General features: G+C 65.9%; 19 protein-coding genes. 5 read left to right on the plus strand and 14 right to left on the minus strand.

Features of this window, described 5'->3' with window-relative positions:
- Positions 1 to 53: 53 nt before the first annotated feature.
- The 5 genes from folK to tsaD all read right to left on the minus strand — a co-directional run bounded on the left by folK (position 54) and on the right by tsaD (position 4,383).
- On the minus strand, positions 54 to 539 hold the full coding sequence (folK, locus tag RA164_RS15330; RefSeq protein WP_329741705.1) for a 2-amino-4-hydroxy-6-hydroxymethyldihydropteridine diphosphokinase: 486 nt from the start codon (positions 537 to 539) through the stop codon (positions 54 to 56).
- Complete coding sequence (locus tag RA164_RS15335) at positions 539 to 1,807, minus strand: mechanosensitive ion channel family protein (RefSeq protein ID WP_329741706.1); 1,269 nt, start codon at positions 1,805 to 1,807, stop codon at positions 539 to 541. The genes folK and RA164_RS15335 overlap by 1 nt, the downstream gene beginning before the upstream one ends.
- Before the next feature lie 226 nt (positions 1,808 to 2,033).
- A complete protein-coding gene (locus RA164_RS15340) occupies positions 2,034 to 2,897 on the minus strand; it encodes a DUF6159 family protein (protein ID WP_329741707.1) in 864 nt (287 codons plus the stop codon).
- Positions 2,898 to 2,966: 69 nt separating this feature from the next.
- Positions 2,967 to 3,326 (minus strand): dihydroneopterin aldolase, encoded by a 360-nt coding sequence (folB, locus tag RA164_RS15345; protein ID WP_329741708.1) that lies wholly within the window; start codon positions 3,324 to 3,326, stop codon positions 2,967 to 2,969.
- Positions 3,327 to 3,357: 31 nt separating this feature from the next.
- The gene (tsaD, locus tag RA164_RS15350; RefSeq protein ID WP_329741709.1) at positions 3,358 to 4,383 is read right to left on the minus strand and encodes a tRNA (adenosine(37)-N6)-threonylcarbamoyltransferase complex transferase subunit TsaD; all 1,026 of its coding nucleotides are present in this window, start codon (positions 4,381 to 4,383) and stop codon (positions 3,358 to 3,360) included.
- A gap of 97 nt (positions 4,384 to 4,480) precedes the next feature.
- Here tsaD and rpsU point away from each other — a divergent pair, with 97 nt between their 5' ends.
- The 4 genes from rpsU to RA164_RS15370 all read left to right on the plus strand — a co-directional run bounded on the left by rpsU (position 4,481) and on the right by RA164_RS15370 (position 7,961).
- Positions 4,481 to 4,696 carry a 30S ribosomal protein S21 gene (gene rpsU, locus RA164_RS15355; RefSeq protein ID WP_008208668.1) on the plus strand — a complete coding sequence of 72 codons (216 nt, stop codon included), beginning with the start codon at positions 4,481 to 4,483 and terminating at the stop codon, positions 4,694 to 4,696.
- A 160-nt stretch (positions 4,697 to 4,856) separates the two neighbouring features.
- The gene (locus RA164_RS15360) at positions 4,857 to 5,303 is read left to right on the plus strand and encodes a GatB/YqeY domain-containing protein (protein ID WP_329741710.1); all 447 of its coding nucleotides are present in this window, start codon (positions 4,857 to 4,859) and stop codon (positions 5,301 to 5,303) included.
- 211 nt (positions 5,304 to 5,514) lie between these two features.
- Positions 5,515 to 7,245: a DNA primase gene (dnaG, locus tag RA164_RS15365; RefSeq protein ID WP_329741711.1), complete on the plus strand. Its 1,731-nt coding sequence runs from the start codon at positions 5,515 to 5,517 to the stop codon at positions 7,243 to 7,245.
- Between the two features lie 83 nt (positions 7,246 to 7,328).
- Positions 7,329 to 7,961, plus strand: a complete 633-nt coding sequence (locus RA164_RS15370; protein WP_329741712.1) for a DedA family protein — start codon at positions 7,329 to 7,331, stop codon at positions 7,959 to 7,961.
- Between the two features lie 46 nt (positions 7,962 to 8,007).
- Here RA164_RS15370 and mgtA read toward each other — a convergent pair whose 3' ends face one another.
- From mgtA to RA164_RS15400, 6 genes are all read right to left on the minus strand, one after another.
- Positions 8,008 to 10,656, minus strand: a complete 2,649-nt coding sequence (mgtA, locus tag RA164_RS15375; protein WP_329741713.1) for a magnesium-translocating P-type ATPase — start codon at positions 10,654 to 10,656, stop codon at positions 8,008 to 8,010.
- Between the two features lie 153 nt (positions 10,657 to 10,809).
- A complete protein-coding gene (locus RA164_RS15380; protein WP_329741714.1) occupies positions 10,810 to 11,019 on the minus strand; it encodes a hypothetical protein in 210 nt (69 codons plus the stop codon).
- Between the two features lie 297 nt (positions 11,020 to 11,316).
- Positions 11,317 to 12,219: a heme o synthase gene (cyoE, locus tag RA164_RS15385; protein ID WP_329741715.1), complete on the minus strand. Its 903-nt coding sequence runs from the start codon at positions 12,217 to 12,219 to the stop codon at positions 11,317 to 11,319.
- Entirely contained in the window at positions 12,216 to 13,394 is a 1,179-nt protein-coding gene (locus tag RA164_RS15390; protein WP_329741716.1) for a COX15/CtaA family protein, read from the minus strand. The genes cyoE and RA164_RS15390 overlap by 4 nt, the downstream gene beginning before the upstream one ends.
- A complete protein-coding gene (locus RA164_RS15395) occupies positions 13,394 to 13,966 on the minus strand; it encodes a hypothetical protein (protein WP_329741717.1) in 573 nt (190 codons plus the stop codon). Before RA164_RS15395 ends, RA164_RS15390 begins: the two co-directional genes overlap by 1 nt.
- Positions 13,953 to 14,702, minus strand: coding sequence for an SURF1 family protein (locus RA164_RS15400; RefSeq protein WP_329741718.1), 750 nt, complete (start codon positions 14,700 to 14,702; stop codon positions 13,953 to 13,955). The genes RA164_RS15395 and RA164_RS15400 overlap by 14 nt, the downstream gene beginning before the upstream one ends.
- 59 nt (positions 14,703 to 14,761) lie before the next feature.
- On the opposite strand from RA164_RS15400, the gene RA164_RS15405 reads away from it, so the two are divergent.
- Complete coding sequence (locus RA164_RS15405) at positions 14,762 to 14,977, plus strand: twin transmembrane helix small protein (protein ID WP_302072923.1); 216 nt, start codon at positions 14,762 to 14,764, stop codon at positions 14,975 to 14,977.
- A gap of 127 nt (positions 14,978 to 15,104) precedes the next feature.
- Here the strand turns inward: RA164_RS15405 and RA164_RS15410 are convergent, their stop codons facing one another.
- From RA164_RS15410 to ctaD, 3 genes are all read right to left on the minus strand, one after another.
- The gene (locus RA164_RS15410) at positions 15,105 to 15,992 is read right to left on the minus strand and encodes a cytochrome c oxidase subunit 3 (protein WP_329741719.1); all 888 of its coding nucleotides are present in this window, start codon (positions 15,990 to 15,992) and stop codon (positions 15,105 to 15,107) included.
- 65 nt (positions 15,993 to 16,057) lie between these two features.
- Positions 16,058 to 16,237, minus strand: a complete 180-nt coding sequence (locus tag RA164_RS15415; protein ID WP_329741720.1) for a hypothetical protein — start codon at positions 16,235 to 16,237, stop codon at positions 16,058 to 16,060.
- Between the two features lie 16 nt (positions 16,238 to 16,253).
- On the minus strand, positions 16,254 to 17,870 hold the full coding sequence (ctaD, locus tag RA164_RS15420; protein WP_329741721.1) for a cytochrome c oxidase subunit I: 1,617 nt from the start codon (positions 17,868 to 17,870) through the stop codon (positions 16,254 to 16,256).
- Positions 17,871 to 17,874 lie beyond the last annotated feature (4 nt).

Here is a 17,874-nt window from a genome sequence, read left to right on the forward strand (position 1 = left end):
TGCACGGATCGGACAAGGCCGTCAAGCGCGTTGTTATTCAGTCACTTGCCACCTTACAGCGAAACCGGCGTCAGTGACTCCTCCTGCGCACGCGGAAACGCGGCCCACAGTTCGGCCATCGTCCGGCCATCCACCGGATGCGGCAGGTCCGGCGCGATGTCTGCCAGCGGCTTCAGCACGAAGGCATGCCTGAGCTCCTTGCGCGGGATCTGCAGGTGGCCCGGGCCATCGATCACGCAGTCGTCGTACAGCACGATGTCCACGTCCAGCGTGCGGCTGCTGTAGCGCGGCTGGTCGCGGCGGCGGCCGTGACGATCCTCCAGCGCATGCAGCCAGTCGTTCAGTTCCACCGGAGCAAGCCTGGTGTCCAGGCCCACGGCAAGATTGACGAAGTCGGGACCATCGAAGCCCACGGCCCGGCTGCGGTAGGCCGGCGACACATCGATCCGGCCGAAATGCTGGCGCAGCTCGTCCAGCGCCAACGGAAGATAGCGCTGCGGCTCCAGGTTGGAGCCCAGGCTGAGATAGACACGGGCCATCACGATCCCGACAGGTGGGGAGACGGCGATTCTGCACGGCCGGCACCGAACCGCGCCAGCCCCTGCTGCACATCGTGACCGGACGGCTGCTGGTACAGACGCAGGCCGAACTCGGGCAACACGGCGAACAAGTGCTCGAAGATATCGGCCTGGATCCGCTCGTACTCCGGCCACACGGTAGTCGCGGTGAAACAGTACAGCTCCAGCGGGATGCCCTGCGGACTGCTGTCGAGCTGACGCACCATGCAGGACATCCGCGGATGGATGTCCGGGCTCGCCTTCAGATAGGCCTGCGCATACGCGCGGAACGTGCCCAGGTTGGTCAGCCGACGGCGATTGGCCTGCACGCTGTTGGCACTGCCCAGGTTGTCGTTCCAGCGGGCGACCTCCTCGCTCTTGGTCGCCACATAGTCGTGCAGCAGGCGCAGGCGCCCCAGCCGCTCGATATCGCCTTCGTCCAGAAAACGCACACTGGCCGCATCCAGATGCAGCGCGCGCTTGATCCGACGCCCACCCGACTCGGTCATGCCACGCCAGTTCTGGTAGCTCTCGCTGATCAGCTTCCAGGTCGGCACGGTGACGATGGTGTTGTCGAAATTGCGCACCTTCACCGTATACAGCGTGATGTCGATCACCTCGCCGTCGGCGGCCGCGCCGGGCACCGTGATCCAGTCGCCCACGCGCAGCATGTCGTTGGATGCCAGCTGCACACCGGCCACGAAACCGAGAATGGTGTCCTTGAAGATCAACAGCAGCACGGCCGACATCGCGCCGATGCCGGACAGCAGCAGGCCGACCTGCTGGCCGGTGATTTCGACCACGATGACCAGCCCGGCCACGATGAACAACACCAGCTTGATCAGCTGCACCAGGCCCTTGAGCGAGCGCCGGCTGCCGTGCGGCGTGCGCCGGTACAGGTCTTCCACTGCCGACAGCGCCGCACTGAGCGCCATCACCAGGAAGAACACCATCAACGCCATCATCACGTTGTCGACCATCCGCTGCCGGTCCGGCGAAATGCCGGGCACCAGCCTGATGCCGAACTGCACCACCACCGCCGGCACCATCCAGGCCAGCCATCTGAACACGCCATGGTCGAACAGCGCGTCGTCCCATTTCCATTCGGTGCGACGGGTGACCGTGCGCGCCACGCGCAGCAGCACGTAGCGACTGGTCACCCCCAGACCCCAGGCCGCGGCCAGCAGCACCAGCACGCCGACCAGGGTCGGCATACCGGGGTTTCGCAGCAGATCGTGCAGGGCATTCATGTCGTGGAACACTCCTCCGTGTGGGTCGTCGATGCAGCCACGGTAGAGCGCGGACGACGGCAGGCCATCCGGAACCACCGGAGACCCGTGCAGAAAAAGGCCGGCCGGGGCGGCACGGCGAGGGCATGGCAGCAAGCCACGCGCACCGGATCCTCAACGCGCGATGCGCCGAACCCAGTGCACTTGATGATAACGCGCCGTTCCTGCGCCGTCCCTGCGCGCCGGCTCAGGTCCTGGGCAGGAATGCGTTGTCCAGCACGTTCGCAGTGAAGCCGTCACCCGCTTCGCCGTCGGCCGCGTAGCGGTACAGCGCGGCCACGAACACCCCCTGCAGCGAACTCTGCACCAGACCTACCGCCAGCAGCCCCAGCACGGTCAGCACCAGGAACATCGCCCCCAGGCCCGCCATGTGATGGGTAAACCCATGGTAGGCGAGGAACCCGCCCAGCAGGCCGACAACCGCCATGGCCAGGAAACAGACGAAGCCGATGCCGGCATTGCCGACCATGTCCTCGCCCCAGGTGCTGCGGATCAGCGCCGTGCTGCGCGAGATCGCCTGGAAACCGCCCACGTACTCCGCCGCAAGTACCGGCACCACCAGCGCCACGGCCAGACTCCACGCCACCCCGATGAGGCCGATCACGATGCGTCCGATCAGGCCCATGCGCTCGCTCAGTACCCGCAGCAGCATGCCCACCGTCGCGGCGATCAATGCATACCCGAGGATCGGCAAGGCCTTGGCACCGGCCGCCGCCATGCCATCGCGCACCGTCACCGTCTCGCCACGCAATACGGCCAGGGCACAGAAGGCCAGCCCGGTCTGGAAAAACGTGATGATGAAGTACTGCACCACGTAGAACGCGAACGCACCCAGGTAAAGACCCGGCATGGCCGCCTCCCGCAACGTGCCCGGCGTACTGCTGGCAAGCACGCCCATGCCCGCCAGCGGCACGAAGAAACTCAAGGACACCAGCAGCAGGCAGGTGCCCGATACCAGCGGGAACACCAGCAGCGAGCGATGCGTGCGCAGTACCGCCCAGCTGGTACGCATCAGCGCGATGCCGCGATCGATCCGTTCGAAGAAACCCATGACACGCCCCCTGCCCATTGGTCCTGCGACCAGTCTAGCGACGCGTCCGGCGGCCTGCAGCCGCCCTGATCACGCAGGCCGCGTACCGCGTTCGATGCGCACGCCAACGGCCTTCGCACCCCGTACGGCGCCCGGCTTGGAAAGCTTCAGGCGCACCCAGGCCACGCCGAATTCGTCGCGCACGATCGCCGCACAGCGCTCGGCCAGCGTCTCCACCAGGCCGAAGCTGGAAGCGCCGACATATTCGATCAGACGCTTGGAGACGTCCTTGTAGTTCAGCGTCAGCGCGATGTCGTCGCTGGCGGCGGGCACGGTGTTGTCGAACGCCATTTCGATATCGAACGACAAGGTCTGTCGCACGCGGCGCTCCCAGTCGTAGATGCCGATGACGGCTTCGATGCGCAGATCTTCGATGAAAACGATGTCCATCGCTAAAGGGTCCGCGATGACGCGCCGGCGATCAAGCCGCCGGCGGCAGGGTTTCCAGGTTCCAGCGGGGCAGCACCTGCACGGTTTCGTCCTGCTGCTGCCCGGCAGCAAGCCGGATCGCGCCGGCCAGCGCGATCATCGCGCCGTTGTCGGTGCAGAACTGCAGCCGCGGGAAATAGGTGCGGAAGCCGTCCCGTTCGCCGGCAGCCGCCAGCTCGGCGCGCAGCCGCCGGTTGGCCCCCACGCCTCCGGCGATCACCAGCCGCTCGGCGCCGGCGGCATCCAGCGCGCGCCGGCACTTGATCACCAGGGTGTCGACGATGGCCTCCTCGAAACCGCGGGCGATATCGGCACGCGTCTGCTCCGACTGGTCGGACTGCTGCCAGGCCAGCAGCACCTGGGTCTTCAGGCCCGAAAAGCTGAAATCCAGTCCGGGCCGGTCGGTCATCGGCCGCGAGAAACGGAATGCCCCCGGCCGTCCCTGCTCGGCCAGCCGCGCCAGCGCCGGGCCTCCCGGGTAGGGCAGCCCCATCAGCTTGGCGGTCTTGTCGAACGCCTCGCCCGCGGCATCGTCCAGGGTATCGCCCAGAATGTGATATTCGCCGATGCCCTTCACCTGCACCAGCATCGAGTGCCCGCCGGAAACCAGCAGCGCCACGAACGGCGGCTTGGGCGGGTCGTCCTCCAGCAAGGGCGCCAGCAGGTGGCCTTCCATGTGATGCACGCCGATCGCCGGCACGCCCAGCGCCCAGGCCAATGCCCGCCCGGCGGAAGCTCCCACCAGCAGCGCGCCGACCAGGCCCGGCCCGGCGGTATAGGCCACCCCGCCCAGGTCGGCCGGGGTCAGCCCGGCCTCGGCAAGCGCCTCGCGCACCAGCGGCACCAGCTTGCGCACATGGTCGCGGCTGGCCAGCTCCGGCACCACGCCACCGTAATTGGCATGCAGTTTGACCTGGCTGTACAGGGCATGCGCCAGCAGGCCGCGGCCGGGCGCATCAGGCTCCCAGCGCAGCACGGCGACGCCCGTCTCGTCGCAGGAGGATTCGATGCCCAACACGGGCTTTGAAAAATTTCTGGTATCCACGCTATACTTCGCGGCTCGCCCTATTCAACAGGCTCGTCAGGTACGGGCCAGTCTAACACCCGGAGTCTTCATGCCTAGCGTAAAAGTCCGCGAGAACGAGCCGTTCGAGCTTGCCCTGCGTCGCTTCAAGCGCACCTGCGAAAAGGCCGGCGTGCTCGCCGAAACCCGCAAGCGCGAGTTCTACGAGAAGCCGACCCAGGAACGCAAGCGCAAGCGCGCCGCCGCGGTGAAGCGCCATATGCGCCGCCTGTCGCGCGACGTAACGCGCAAGACGCGCCTGTACTGAGCCCTGCAAGTCCGCGCCCCTGCGCGCGGACGCGGCCGCCCCGACGGGCGACCACAGGCTTGGCCAAGGCGCGTGGGCCCGCAGCCGCGGCCATAAAGCACTGCATCGGCCGGCGTTGCCCGCAAGCGACGCCGGCTTTCTGCATTTCCGGAGCACGACCATGACGCTCAAGCAGCAGCTTACCGACGACATGAAAACCGCCATGCGCGGGGGCGACAAGCACCGGCTTGGCGTGATCCGGCTGGTGCTGGCCGCGATCAAGCAGCGCGAAGTGGACGAGCGCATCGAGCTGGACGACGCCCAGACCCTGGCCGTGCTGGAAAAGATGCTGAAGCAACGCAAGGACTCGGTCAGCCAGTACGAAGCGGCAGACCGCCAGGATCTGGCCGACGTCGAGCGCGCCGAAATGACGGTGATCGAAGCCTACCTGCCCGCCAAGCTGGATGACGCCGAGCTGGATGCCCTGATCGCCGCAGCCATCGCCGAAACTGGCGCCAGCGGCCCGCGCGACATGGGCAAGGTGGTCGCCGCTGTGAAAGAGAAGGCAGCCGGCCGCGCCGACATGGCCGTTGTCTCGGGCAAGATCAAGACCCGGCTGGCAGGCTGAGCCGGTCACCGGCCCGGTGCCGGCTTCTTCACGCCCGCTCCACGCCGGCACCAACGCATCATCGCGGTGGCGCCGCCATCTTTCTCGCCATCATCAGTCCCATCAGCGGCGTGACCGGCCTCATCGCGCGACGCAGCGACCATGCGGCCAGATGTGCCTCACCGGGCTGCGAACACCCGTCAGGCACAACAGGCTCTAAACTAAGCGGCTCATGCGCGGCCTGATTCCCGACAGTTTCATCGACGAACTGCTTGCCCGCGTCGACATCGTCGACGTGATCGAGCGGCGCGTGCCGTTGAAAAAGGCCGGCCGCGAATGGACCGCCTGCTGCCCGTTCCACGACGAGCGCACGCCCTCGTTCTACGTCAGCCCGACCAAGCAGTTCTATCACTGCTTCGGCTGCGGCGCGCATGGCAGCGCGATCAAGTTCCTGATGGAGTACGAGCGTCTGGAGTTTCCCGACGCGGTGGAGGAACTGGCGCAGTCGGTGGGGCTCACCGTTCCGCGCGAAGGCGGCAACGACCGCCCGCGCGAGGACAAGACCGACCTCTACGCACTGCTGGACGCCAGCACCCGCTGGTATGAGGAACAACTGCCGCGCAGCGCCGAGGCACAGGCATACTGCAAGAAGCGCGGACTGGATGCCGACACCGTCGCGCGTTTCCGCCTCGGCTGGGCTCCGGCCGGCTACGACGGCATCATCAAGGCGCTGGGCAACAACCCGCGACGGATGGAACTGCTCGGCGAGGCCGGCATGGTCTCCACCGGCGAACGCGGCAGCAAGTACGACCGCTTCCGCGAACGGCTGATGTTTCCCATCCTCGACCGCCGCGGCCGGGTGATCGCCTTCGGCGGCAGGGTGCTGAGTTCGGAGCAGTCGCCGAAGTACCTCAACTCGCCCGAGACTCCCCTGTTCCACAAGGGCCGCGAGCTGTTCGCGCTATGGCAGGTGAAACAGGCCAACGCGAACCTGCAGCGGATCGTGGTGGTGGAAGGCTACATGGACGTGATCGCGCTGCACCAGGCCGGCCTGCCGATCGCGGTGGCCACGCTGGGCACCGCCACCACACCGGAGCACACCGAACTGCTGTTCCGCGCCGCACCCGACGTGGTGTTCTGCTTCGACGGCGACCGCGCCGGCCGCGCTGCCGCATGGAAGGCGCTGGATGCGGCGCTGCCGCGCCTGCGCGACGGACGGCAGGCGTATTTCCTGTTCCTGCCCGAGGGCGAGGACCCGGACACGCTGGTGCGCAAGGAAGGCAAGGAGGGCTTCGAGCAGCGCCTGAAGAACGCCACCCCGCTGTCGGACTATTTCTTCGCCGAACTGGCACACGACGTGGATACCTCCAGCCTCGACGGCCGCGCACGGCTGGCCGAGCGTGCACGGCCGCTGATCGCGCGACTGCCCGACGGGGCCTTCCGCGACCTGATGGCCGACGAGCTGGAAAAGCGCACCGGTGCCCGTGCCACGCTGCAGACGCCAGCCAACGCGCAACGACCACTGCAGCGACCGGTCGCCGTGCAGCGTTCGCTGGTACGCAGCGCCATCGCCCTGCTGCTGGCGCAACCGGGCGTGGCCGACACCGTGGAAAAGCCCTACCGCTTCCTGCGCCTGGACAAGCCCGGCGTGGAGCTGCTGGCCGAGCTGCTGGACACCGCCCGCGCCCGTCCAGGCATCAACCCGGCGATGCTGGTCGAACATTTCGCCGAACGCCCCGAATATCCTGCGCTGCAGAAATTGATGAGCGCACTGGTACCGGGCGAGCCGGACATGCAGGCCACCGAGTTCTTCGATGCGCTGGCCAAACTGGAACGTGAAGCCGTGGTGCAGCGCAAGGCCGAGCTTATGTCGAAGCAGCGCAGTCAGCTCAGCGACGAAGAGAAAACCGAGCTGCGCGACATCCTGTCCATTCGCATCAGCCCACTTCCGGGCCGTCCATGATCGCGCCTGCACCCGCCCCCACCACGAGACACCCGGATGCTGCAAGAATGGCCCGTGTCATGTTTTTCGTCTAAAAGACTGCAATGGACCTGCTTCAACGACTGATCACCATCTTCGCGCAGAACGGCTATCTGGCCGTGTTCATCGCGTTGATGATCTGCGGCGCCGGCCTGCCGCTGCCCGAGGACGTGACCCTGGTGGCCGGCGGCGTCATTGCCGGACTGGGCTTCGCCAACGTGCACGCCATGTTCGGCCTGTGCATGTTCGGCGTGCTGCTGGGCGACTCCGCGATCTTCATGCTTGGCCACCATTACGGCGCACGCATGATGCGCTGGCGCCTGGTGGCCAAGGTTCTGACTCCCGCGCGCTATGCGATGGTGCAGCGGAAATTCGAGCGTTACGGCAACCGCATGCTGTTTTTCGCACGCTTCCTGCCCGGCATGCGCACCACCATCTACGTCACCGCCGGCGCCACCCATCGCGTATCCACGCTGCGCTTCCTGCTGATCGACACCCTGGCCGCACTGATCAGCGTGCCGTTCTGGGTCTACCTGGGTTACCTGGGCGCGAACAACCACCAGTGGCTGGTGATGTGGATGCATCGCAGCCAGGCCAGCCTGTGGCTGGTGGTCGGCGCGGTGCTGGTGATCGCCCTGGTGCTGTGGTGGCGTTACCGGCGCCGTCAGGCCGACGAAGCCGAGGGTTGCGACGACTGACCCGGCACGCGGGCGGCAAGCACACCGCCCGCACCACACCGCTTGTCTACAGCCAGCGTCCGTAGCGACGCATGTAGAGCATCTTCATCCCCTGCGTCAGCGCGCAATAGGCAAGCACGGTCACCGCCAGCCAGCCGAAATAGGCGGACGGCATTTCCACCATGCCCAGCTTGGTGCCGACCACGGTGTACGGAATGGCCACGCCGATCGCGATGATCGCGGTGGTCAAGCCCAGCACCGGTGCCGAAGCGCTGCTCTGCAGGAACGGGATCTTGCGGGTGCGGATCATGTGCACCACCAGGGTCTGCGTCAGCAGGCTCTCGATGAACCAGCCCGACTGGAAGAACGCCTGATGTGCCGGCCCGTTGGCGCCGAACACGAACCACAGCAGCGCGAAGGTAGTGATGTCGAAGATCGAGCTGGACGGCCCCATCCACAGCATGAAACGACCGATGTCGCTGGCGTCCCACTTGCGCGGCTTGCGCAGGTATTCGACGTCCATGCGGTCGAACGGAATCGACAGCTGCGAAATGTCGTACAACAGATTCAGCACCAGGATCTGCAGCGGCAGCAGCGGCACGAACGGCAGGAACAGGCTGGCGATCAGCATGCTGAGCACGTTGCCGAAGTTCGAGCTGGCCGTCATCTTGATGTACTTGATGATGTTGCCGAAGGTGATGCGCCCCTCGATCACGCCCTCTTCCAGCACCATCAGGTTCTTTTCCAGCAGGATGATGTCGGCCGACTCCTTGGCGATGTCGGTCGCCGTGTCCACCGAAATGCCCACATCCGCCTCGCGCAGCGCCGGGGCATCGTTGATGCCGTCGCCCAGAAAGCCCACCGTATGCCCCTGACGCTGCAGCGACTTCACCACCCGCGCCTTCTGCAGCGGCGACATCTTGGCGAACACCGTGGTGCGTGCCACCAGTTCATCCAGTGCGGCATCGTCCAGGGGCTCGATATCGCGCCCCTGCGCCGAATGCTCCACGTCCAGCCCCACCTCGCGGCAGATCTTGCGCGTCACTGCCTCGTTGTCGCCGGTAATGACCTTCACCTCGACACCATGGTGGTGCAGCGCGGCGATGGCGGTGCCGGCCGAGTCTTTCGGCGGGTCGAGGAAGGCAAGGCAGCCGACCGCCACCAGATCGCTTTCGTCGGCGATGCCGTAGGCCCGGTCCGTCGGCGGCTGGCGCTTGATCGCCACCACCAGCACGCGCAGGCCATCCTCGTTGAGGCGGTGCGTCATGGTGCGGATCTCGCCGCGCAGCTCGTCCGTCATCGGCAGCACCTCGTCGCCGATACGCGCGGACTCGCAGATCGTCAGCATCTCCTCCACCGCGCCCTTGCATACCAGCAGGTGCTGACCACCCTGCTCGCCCAGCACCACCGACATGCGCCGGCGCTGGAAATCGAACGGGATCTCGTCGACCACGCGGTAACGGGCGGCCATCGGTTCCAGGTCGCGGTGCGCCAGCACGGCCTTGTCCATCAGGTTTTTCAGGCCGGTCTGGAAATGGCTGTTGAGGTAGCCGTATTCCAGCGCGTCGTCGGACTCCTCACCCGCCAGGTCGAGATGCCGCTCCAGCACGATCTTGTCCAGCGTGAGCGTGCCGGTCTTGTCGGTGCAGAGCACGTCCATCGCACCGAAATTCTGGATCGCGTTGAGCCGCTTCACCACGACCTTGCGCTTGGACATCGCCATGGCGCCCTTGCCCAGATTCGCGGTGACGATCAGCGGCAGCATTTCCGGGGTCAGGCCCACCGCCACCGACAGCGCGAACAGCAGCGCTTCCCAGAAGCCCTGCTTGTACCACTGGATGCCCAGCACGATGGGCACCATCACCAGCATGAAGCGGATCAGCAGCCAGCTGACGCTTTTCACGCCACGGTCGAAACTGGTCTGCACGCGCTCGCCCACCAGGCTGCGCGCCAGCGAACCGAGATAGGTACGCGCCCCGGTCGCCACGACCACCGCGGTGGCGCTGCCGCTGACCACGTTGGTGCCCATGTAGCAGACGGTGGCCAGGTCGAGCGGATTCGGGGTGAGGTTTTCCGGATGACGCGGGCCCGGCGCCGCCTTCTCCACCGGCAAGGACTCGCCAGTGAGGATGGCCTGACTGATGAACAGGTCCTTCGCGGTGAGCAGGCGCAGGTCTGCAGGCACCATGTCGCCCGCCCCCAGATGCACGATATCACCGGCCACCAGCTCGCCGACCGGCACCTCGATGCGCTCGCTGTGCCCGTCCGACGCACGCCGCGTCACGGTAGCCGTGTTGCGCACCATCGCCTTGAGCTGTTCGGCCGCCCGGCTCGAACGGAACTCCTGGGTAAAGCTCAGCACCGCGCTGATCGCCACCATCACCGCGATGATCAGTGGTCCGGTGAGGTCCTCGGGATCGGTCGCCAGCTGCACCCCGGCCAGCACCAGCAGGACCACGATGAACGGATTCTTGAACGCACGGAACAGCTGCAGCGACCAGTGCGGCGGCTTTTCGTGCGAGACCTCGTTGACGCCATCGCGGTCCAGCCGTTCGCCGATCTGCGTCTCGTCGAGTCCGCCCAGGCTGGTGCCCAGCGTGTCGAGCAGTTCGTCATTGCGGCGATACGCCAACTGCGTCGCCAGTACCTGCGGAGCAGCAGGTGCCCCCTTGCCGGCCACCTTGGCCACGGCCCCCTGGATGGTTTGCTTGTTCATGCCCGCTTCCGTCTGTCACTCGATCCCATCGCCGGCGCGGGCAGCGGATTCAATCCGCCCGTCCGCCTCGCCGCGGTACATGCAGCCACCTCAAGGGTGGCCGCGCGGAACACGCAGGTGGTGGAGGCCACCCCTTGCGTGGCAGGGTCTGCTTCACAGCCCCGCCGCCAATGCGTATCGCGGTGGTTCGTCGGCCGCAGCCGACGGCTGGGATTCCGCCTCGGAACGGTGCAGCTCGACCACGTTGTCGGCCGGCGCCAGCGGGGCCGGCACAGTCACGGTGCGCGGCATCGGTTCACGGCGACCGGACAGGGGAAACCGGCCTACCGCAGGCAGATGAAAAAAATCGCGAAGGAGCTTCATGGCCCATCTCCTCGTAACGGTGTCAGCGACACCGCAGGGAGAAGGCCGGACTTCCCTAGTCGAGGAAAGCGCCGGCCGACCGCTGGCGGTCGCCGCAGACGATCAGCTTGTTATGCGACGCCGGCACCCGATGCTCGCGGATGTCGACGTTGCGACTAGGGTAAACGTCCATATGCCTTGGTTAGTCAGGACAGGAAACCGATCGGGCGCAGCGCGCCGGTCGGCGCGCGAATTGTCGTGCTGCGCTGCGAAAGTGTCAAGCGGGCCGATGAAGAAATCGGGCGACCGCGCAGCGACTCATGTCGCCGCGCGGAACACCAGCGCCGAAGCCGGCGTCGGCGCCATCAACCAGTGGTCGAGCAGCAGCAACGCGAACAGCGCCATCAGATAGACCACCGAATATTTGAACACGCGCATGGCGAAGTATTCGTCCGGCGGATTGAGCAGGCGGATCGCGTAGTACAGGAAGCCGGCATCCAGCACCACCGCGCCGCCCAGATAGAGCAGGCCGCTGCATCGCGTGATCGCCGGCAGCAGGGTCACCAGCACCAGCAGCACGGTGTAGAACAGCACCTGCCAGCGCGTGTAGGCCACGCCGTGAGTCACCGGCAGCATCGGCACACCGGCACGTTCGTAATCGTCGCGGCGGAAGATCGCCAGTGCCCAGAAGTGTGGCGGCGTCCACACGAAGATGATCAGGCACAGCTGCAGCGCGAACGGGTGCAGCGCACCGGTAGCGGCGGTCCAGCCCAGCACCGGCGGCACTGCACCGGCCAGACCGCCGATCACGATGTTCTGCGGCGTGGCGCGCTTGAGGTATGCGGTGTAGACCAGCGCATAGCCGATCAGCCCGGCGAAGGTGAGCCAGGCGGTCAGCGCATTCACCAGCAACACCAGCACCAGCATCGAGGCGACACCCAGCACGATGGCGAACAGCAGCACCTGGCGCGGCCTGAGCTGACCGGTCGCCAGCGGCCTGCGTGCGGTACGCGCCATCAGCTTGTCGATGCGCTCGTCGATCAGGTGATTGAACGCGGCGGCCGAGCCCGAGGCCATCCAGATGCCGAGTGTGCCGAACACCAGCGCACGCCACGGCGGAATGCCCGGCACCGCCAGAAACATGCCGATCACCGCGCAGAACACCAGCAACGCGACGACGCGCGGCTTGGTGAGCTGCAGGTACTCGCCCACATGACTCATTGCAGGGGTCTCGCAGCGGACGTCATCAGGCGCCCCGGACGCGGCTGCGTCCGCGCAAGGTTCGCGACCAGCACGAACAACAGCAGCGCCGCGCCGCCGTTATGCATGGTGGCCACCGCCAGCGGCAACCCGAAATACACGTTGCTGATACCCAGCGAAACCTGCGCGACCAGGGCCAGCACCAGCGCGATACTGCCCAGCCGCAGGCCTCGCTTGAACAATCGCCAGGCCAGCGCGAGCAGGTAGCAGCTCACCACCAGCGCACCGGCGCGATGGACCAGCTGGATCGCGGTACGCGCCGGCTGGTCGAGAATGCCGCCCTGGTAGTCCACGCCGATGCCGCGCCACAGGATGAACCCCTGATGGAAATCGGTGGGCGGCGCCCACTGGCCCAGACACTCGGGGAACGAGCCCGGGCCGTAGCCGCAAGCCAGCGCCGCATAGTTGGACGACGTCCATCCACCCAGTGCGATCTGGCAGCCCAGCAGCACCAGGCCGATGATCACCGCCTTACGCAGGCCGGCGAGGCGATCATCGGTCGCGCCCACACCGGCGAAACGCAGCGCGACCCAGGCCAGCAGGGCGAACGTGGTCATGCCGCCCAGCAGATGCCCCAGCACCACGATCGGCTTGAGCAGCAGGGTCACCGTCCACATGCCCAGCATCGCCTGGAAAATGATCACACCCAGCGCCAGCACGCTGACCCGCCAGGCGCCGGGCCGATCCAGCATCAGGGCCGTGGCCAGCGGCAGGAAGATCGCCAGCACGGCCAGCACCGAGGAACCGACGTGTTCGCCGTGCATGTACATCGTCAGTCCCGCGGCCGCGAGTATCGCCGCGCCGATCAGGGTCAGCCGCGCCCAGCGTCTTCGCCAGGCCGCCAGCAGTGCCATGACCAGGACCGCCACGCCCAGCGTCCCGGCCAGCATGCGGTGCACCTGCTCGCGCCACGCCTTGTGCGCCTGGTACGGCCGTCCCGGAAACGCCGCATCCGCCTTCGCCACGGCCTGGGCATGCTGCGGCCAGGTCACCTGGCCATAGCAGGTCGGCCAGTCCGGACACGAAAGGCCAGCATTGGACAGGCGCACGAAAGCGCCAAACATCACCAGTCCGAACGCGAATACCGCGGCGAACAGCGACAGGCCACGCAGAACCGTGGTTGAACGATCGGACATCAGTGGATCACCTTGCGCATGTCTTGGAGCAGACCGGATACATCGAATCCGGCAGGATAACGCGACAACACGGTACCGTTGGACTCCACCAGCAGCGCGCTGACGCTGTCGGGCCTCCGCGGGCGGTACGCATCGAGCCGATGATCGACATCGGAGCCGAGCTGCCAGTAGTTCTTCATGGCCGTCACTGCCGCCGGGTCGGCAGGCGGCATGCCCACGTACAGCAGGCGCAGCCGGGACCGGTTGTTGGCAAGCATCAGGCGGGCCTTGGCCATGCCGGTCAGCGCCGCAAAGCACCGGTCGGCACACGTCGGCCCGGGCAGTGCGACCAGGGTAAGCCGTGGCGTGGCGGCACGCCACGGCCACATGCCGCCACCGTCCAGGGCCACCTGCAGGTGCTCGCTCTGGAAGTTGCGCTGCGGCAGCACCGGCAGACCATGACTCTTCACGCCCGGCTGCCAGCCGGCATGGAACAGCAGCCAGGCCGTCGCGGACGGCGCGGCGAAGATGGCCAGCACCAGCAACAGCTTCAGGCGGCCGATGCGCACGGCCCTGGCGTCAGGTCGATTCATCGCGAGGTCTCCCGGGTGCGCGCTTCTTGCGGTGCAATACCAGAAAGATCACCACCGCCACGAACGCGAAAGTGAACCACTGGAAGGCATAGGCGCGATGCCGCGCAGGCGTCATCGCGCCGAAATCGAGCCGGTGTCTGCGCATGTAGGCGGTGGCCGGCTCCGGATCGAGCACGAGCAGCCGCGGGAACAGCACATGCTGCAGATCCGTGGCAACCTGCTTCATGTCCAGGTAGATGGTGTTCTTGGGCCAGTGCGACTGGCGTGCCAGCGCGTCACCGCCCATCTCCAGGCCATGCCCGGGCGAAGGCTGGTACAGCCCCTGCAACGTTGTCGGCCCGACCGGAAGCGGTGGCGGCAGCGGCCTTCGGCGAGTGCCGTTGCCGGGCAGGAACCCGAGGTCCACCAACAGCAGCCGGCGATGCCCGTCCGGCAGGAATGGCGCATAGACCTCGATTCCCCCGCGCTCATCGTGCATCGGGTTGTCCAGCAGATAGACGCGGTCGACCAGGTAGTGCCCGTGCACCCGCACCCGCGGATACGTATCCGCCGACAGGTGGTCGACGACATCGTCGAAACGCTGCACCGGCGCTGCAGCGGCCGCGGCATACCGTCGCAGCAACCCGTCCTTGTAGTCGGCGCGGTGCAGCTGCCAGAAACCCAGTCGCACGAACAGCAGCGCGCCAGCCACGGTCAGCAGCACCGACCACCATGCCGGACGACGCATCCAGCTCACGCGGGCACCCCGTTTCGGCGGGCTATACTGCGGCGGTCGAAGGCGTTCAGGCGATACACGTGGAAACCATCTCAAAGATTGCGCTGGTGGTCATGTTCCTGGTGGTCGTGTTCAACCTCGGCCAGGCCCTCTATTTCATGATGACCGACAAGGACGACGACCGGCGCACGGTGTGGGCGCTGACCCGGCGCATTGGCCTGTCACTGGTGCTGATCGCCATGGTGATCGTCGGCTACAAGCTGGGCTGGATCCACCCGCACGGCGTCGGCCAGTAAGTCTAGCCGGCCTGCCACGCAGGCCGAAGTGCCTGCGTCACCGCGTACGGCCATGTGCCAGCCTGCAAAACGCATCGCCCGCCTTGCGGCGGGCGATGCACGTTGACGCGTACGGCACAAAGCCGAATCAGAGTACGTAGACGAAAAGGAACAGGCCCAGCCAGACCACGTCAACGAAGTGCCAGTACCAGGCCACGGCCTCGAAACCGAAATGGTGTTCCTTGTCGAAATGGCCCGCCAGTACGCGCAGCCAGATGATCGCCAGCATGATCGTGCCCAGAGTCACGTGCAGGCCATGGAAGCCGGTCAGCATGAAGAAGGTGGCGCCATACACACCGGTGTGCAGGGTCAGGTGCAGCTCGCGGTAGGCTTCCATGTACTCGTTGGCCTGGCTGAACACGAAGCAGGCACCCAGCAGCACGGTCACGCCCAGGAACACCAGCACCTTGCCACGGTGGCCTCCGCGCAACGCATGGTGCGCAATGGTGACCGTCACGCTGGAGCTCAGCAGTATCAGCGTATTCAGCAGCGGCAAGCCCCACGGCACCACCGTCTGGAAGTCGCCACCGATGTGGTCGGGCCCGTTGCCGCCACCCGCACCCCACGACGCGGCATAGTGGCTCCACAGGTACTCGTGCGTCAGCACGCCGTGCCCGTGTCCGCCCAGCCAGGGCACCGAGAAGGTCCGCAAGTAGAACAGCGCGCCGAAAAAGGCGCCGAAGAACATCACCTCGGAGAAGATGAACCACATCATGCCCATGCGGAACGACGTGTCCACCTGATGGTTGTAGCGACCGGCAAGCGACTCGCGGATGACCGACCGGAACCAGCCGAAGAACATCAGCAGGACCCCGATCGCACCGACCAGTATCACCGTCTTGCCGAACCCCGCCTCGCCCGGCTCGGCATTCAGCCAGTGCGCCGCCCCGAAAACCGTGAGGAAGAGCACCACCGCCGCAACGATCGGCCACTGGCTCTTGCTCGGTACGTAGTAGATGTCTTGCTGCTGACCCATGGCGATTTCCCGTGGATGTGCGAGTGACTTCCGGTTACCGGGCCCGTTCCGGCGTGCAAATGCGGTTAGCGCAGACCCAGATGCTGGATCCACAACAAATGGACAATCGACAACACGAAGAACGACACGGCCACCGCCCCGGCAATCATGGCCGTACGTCGCGCCCGCCGCAGACGTACGGCCTGCGACGGATCCAGCGCCTGCCGGTTCAGCGTCACGCGAGCGTTTTCGGGCTTGCCGGACATCGAACCGTCCATCGGATCAGTCCTCGACGTGCCCGTGAGCGAGCTCGTCGTCGCGGATGATCGGCGCGACCGCGAACGTGTGGTGCGGCGCCGGCGAGGGCACCGTCCATTCCAGCCCTCTGGCACCGTCCCAGACGCGGTCGGTGGCCTTCTTCTTGGACAGGAACACGCCGTGGATCAGCACGCCGACGAAGATCAGCTGCGACGCACCGAACAGGAAGCCGCCGATCGAGCTGATCATGTTGAAGTCGGCGAAGGCCACGTTGTAGTCGGCCACGCGCCTTGGCATGCCGGCCAGGCCCAGGAAGTGCTGCGGGAAGAACAGCACGTTCACCCACACCACGCTGTTCCAGAAGTGGATCTTGGCCCAGGTTTCCGAATACATCCGTCCGGTCCACTTCGGCAGCCAGTAATAGACGCCGGCAATGATCGCGAACGCGGCGCCGGTCACCAGCACGTAGTGGAAATGCGCCACCACGAAGTAGGTGTCGTGGTACTGGAAGTCGGCCGGCACCAGGGCCAGCATCAGGCCGGAGAAGCCGCCAATGGTGAACAGAATGACGAAGGCCACCGCGAACAGCATCGGTGTCTCGAAAGTCATCGAGCCGCCCCACATGGTCGCCACCCAGTTGAACACCTTCACTCCGGTCGGCACCGCGATCAGCATGGTGGAGTACATGAAGAAGATCTCCGCCCCCATCGGCAGACCCACCGTGAACATGTGGTGCGCCCAGACGATGAACGACAGGAAGGCGATCGAGGCGGTGGCCATCACCATCGCCTTGTAGCCGAACAGCGGCTTGCGCGAGAACGTCGGGATGATCTCCGAGATGATCCCGAACGCGGGCAGGATCATGATGTACACCTCGGGGTGCCCGAAGAACCAGAAGATGTGCTGGTACAGCAGCGGATCGCCGCCGCCGGCCGCATTGAAGAAGTTGGTGCCGAAATACTTGTCGGTGAGCAGCATGGTCACCGCACCGGCCAGCACCGGCATCACGGCGATCAGCAGGAAGGCCGTGATCAGCCAGGTCCACACGAACACCGGCATCTTCAGCAGATCCATGCCGGGGGCACGCATGTTGAGGATGGTCGCGATGATGTTGATCGCGCCCATGATCGAGCTGATGCCCATCAGGTGGATCGCGAACACCGTGTAGGACAAGGCATTGCTCTGCAGCGACAGCGGTGCATAGAGGGTCCAGCCGCTGGCCTCGCTGCCGCCGGGAAGAAACAGGGTGGAGAGCAGCAGCGTGAAGGCGAACGGCAGTATCCAGAACGACAGGTTGTTCATGCGCGGCAGCGCCATGTCCGGCGCGCCGACCATCAGCGGGATCATCCAGTTACCGAGGCCGACGAAGGCCGGCATGATCGCGCCGAAGATCATCACCAGCGCATGCATGGTGATCATCTCGTTGAAGAAATAAGGCTGCACCAGTTGCAGCCCAGGTTTGAACAGCTCGGCGCGGATCACCATCGCGAAGCTGCCGCCGATGAAGAACATCAGCAGCGCGAAAACCAGGTACAGGGTGCCGATGTCCTTGTGGTTGGTGGACATCACCCAGCGTTGGAAGAAGCCTTTTGGCGCGCCGTGGTGCTCATCGTGATGATCGTGGGTGGCTTCGTGGGCCATGGCC

Source organism: Dyella sp. A6 (assembly GCF_036320485.1).
In the GTDB taxonomy this organism is placed as follows: Bacteria; Pseudomonadota; Gammaproteobacteria; order Xanthomonadales; family Rhodanobacteraceae; genus Rhodanobacter_A; species Rhodanobacter_A aluminiiresistens.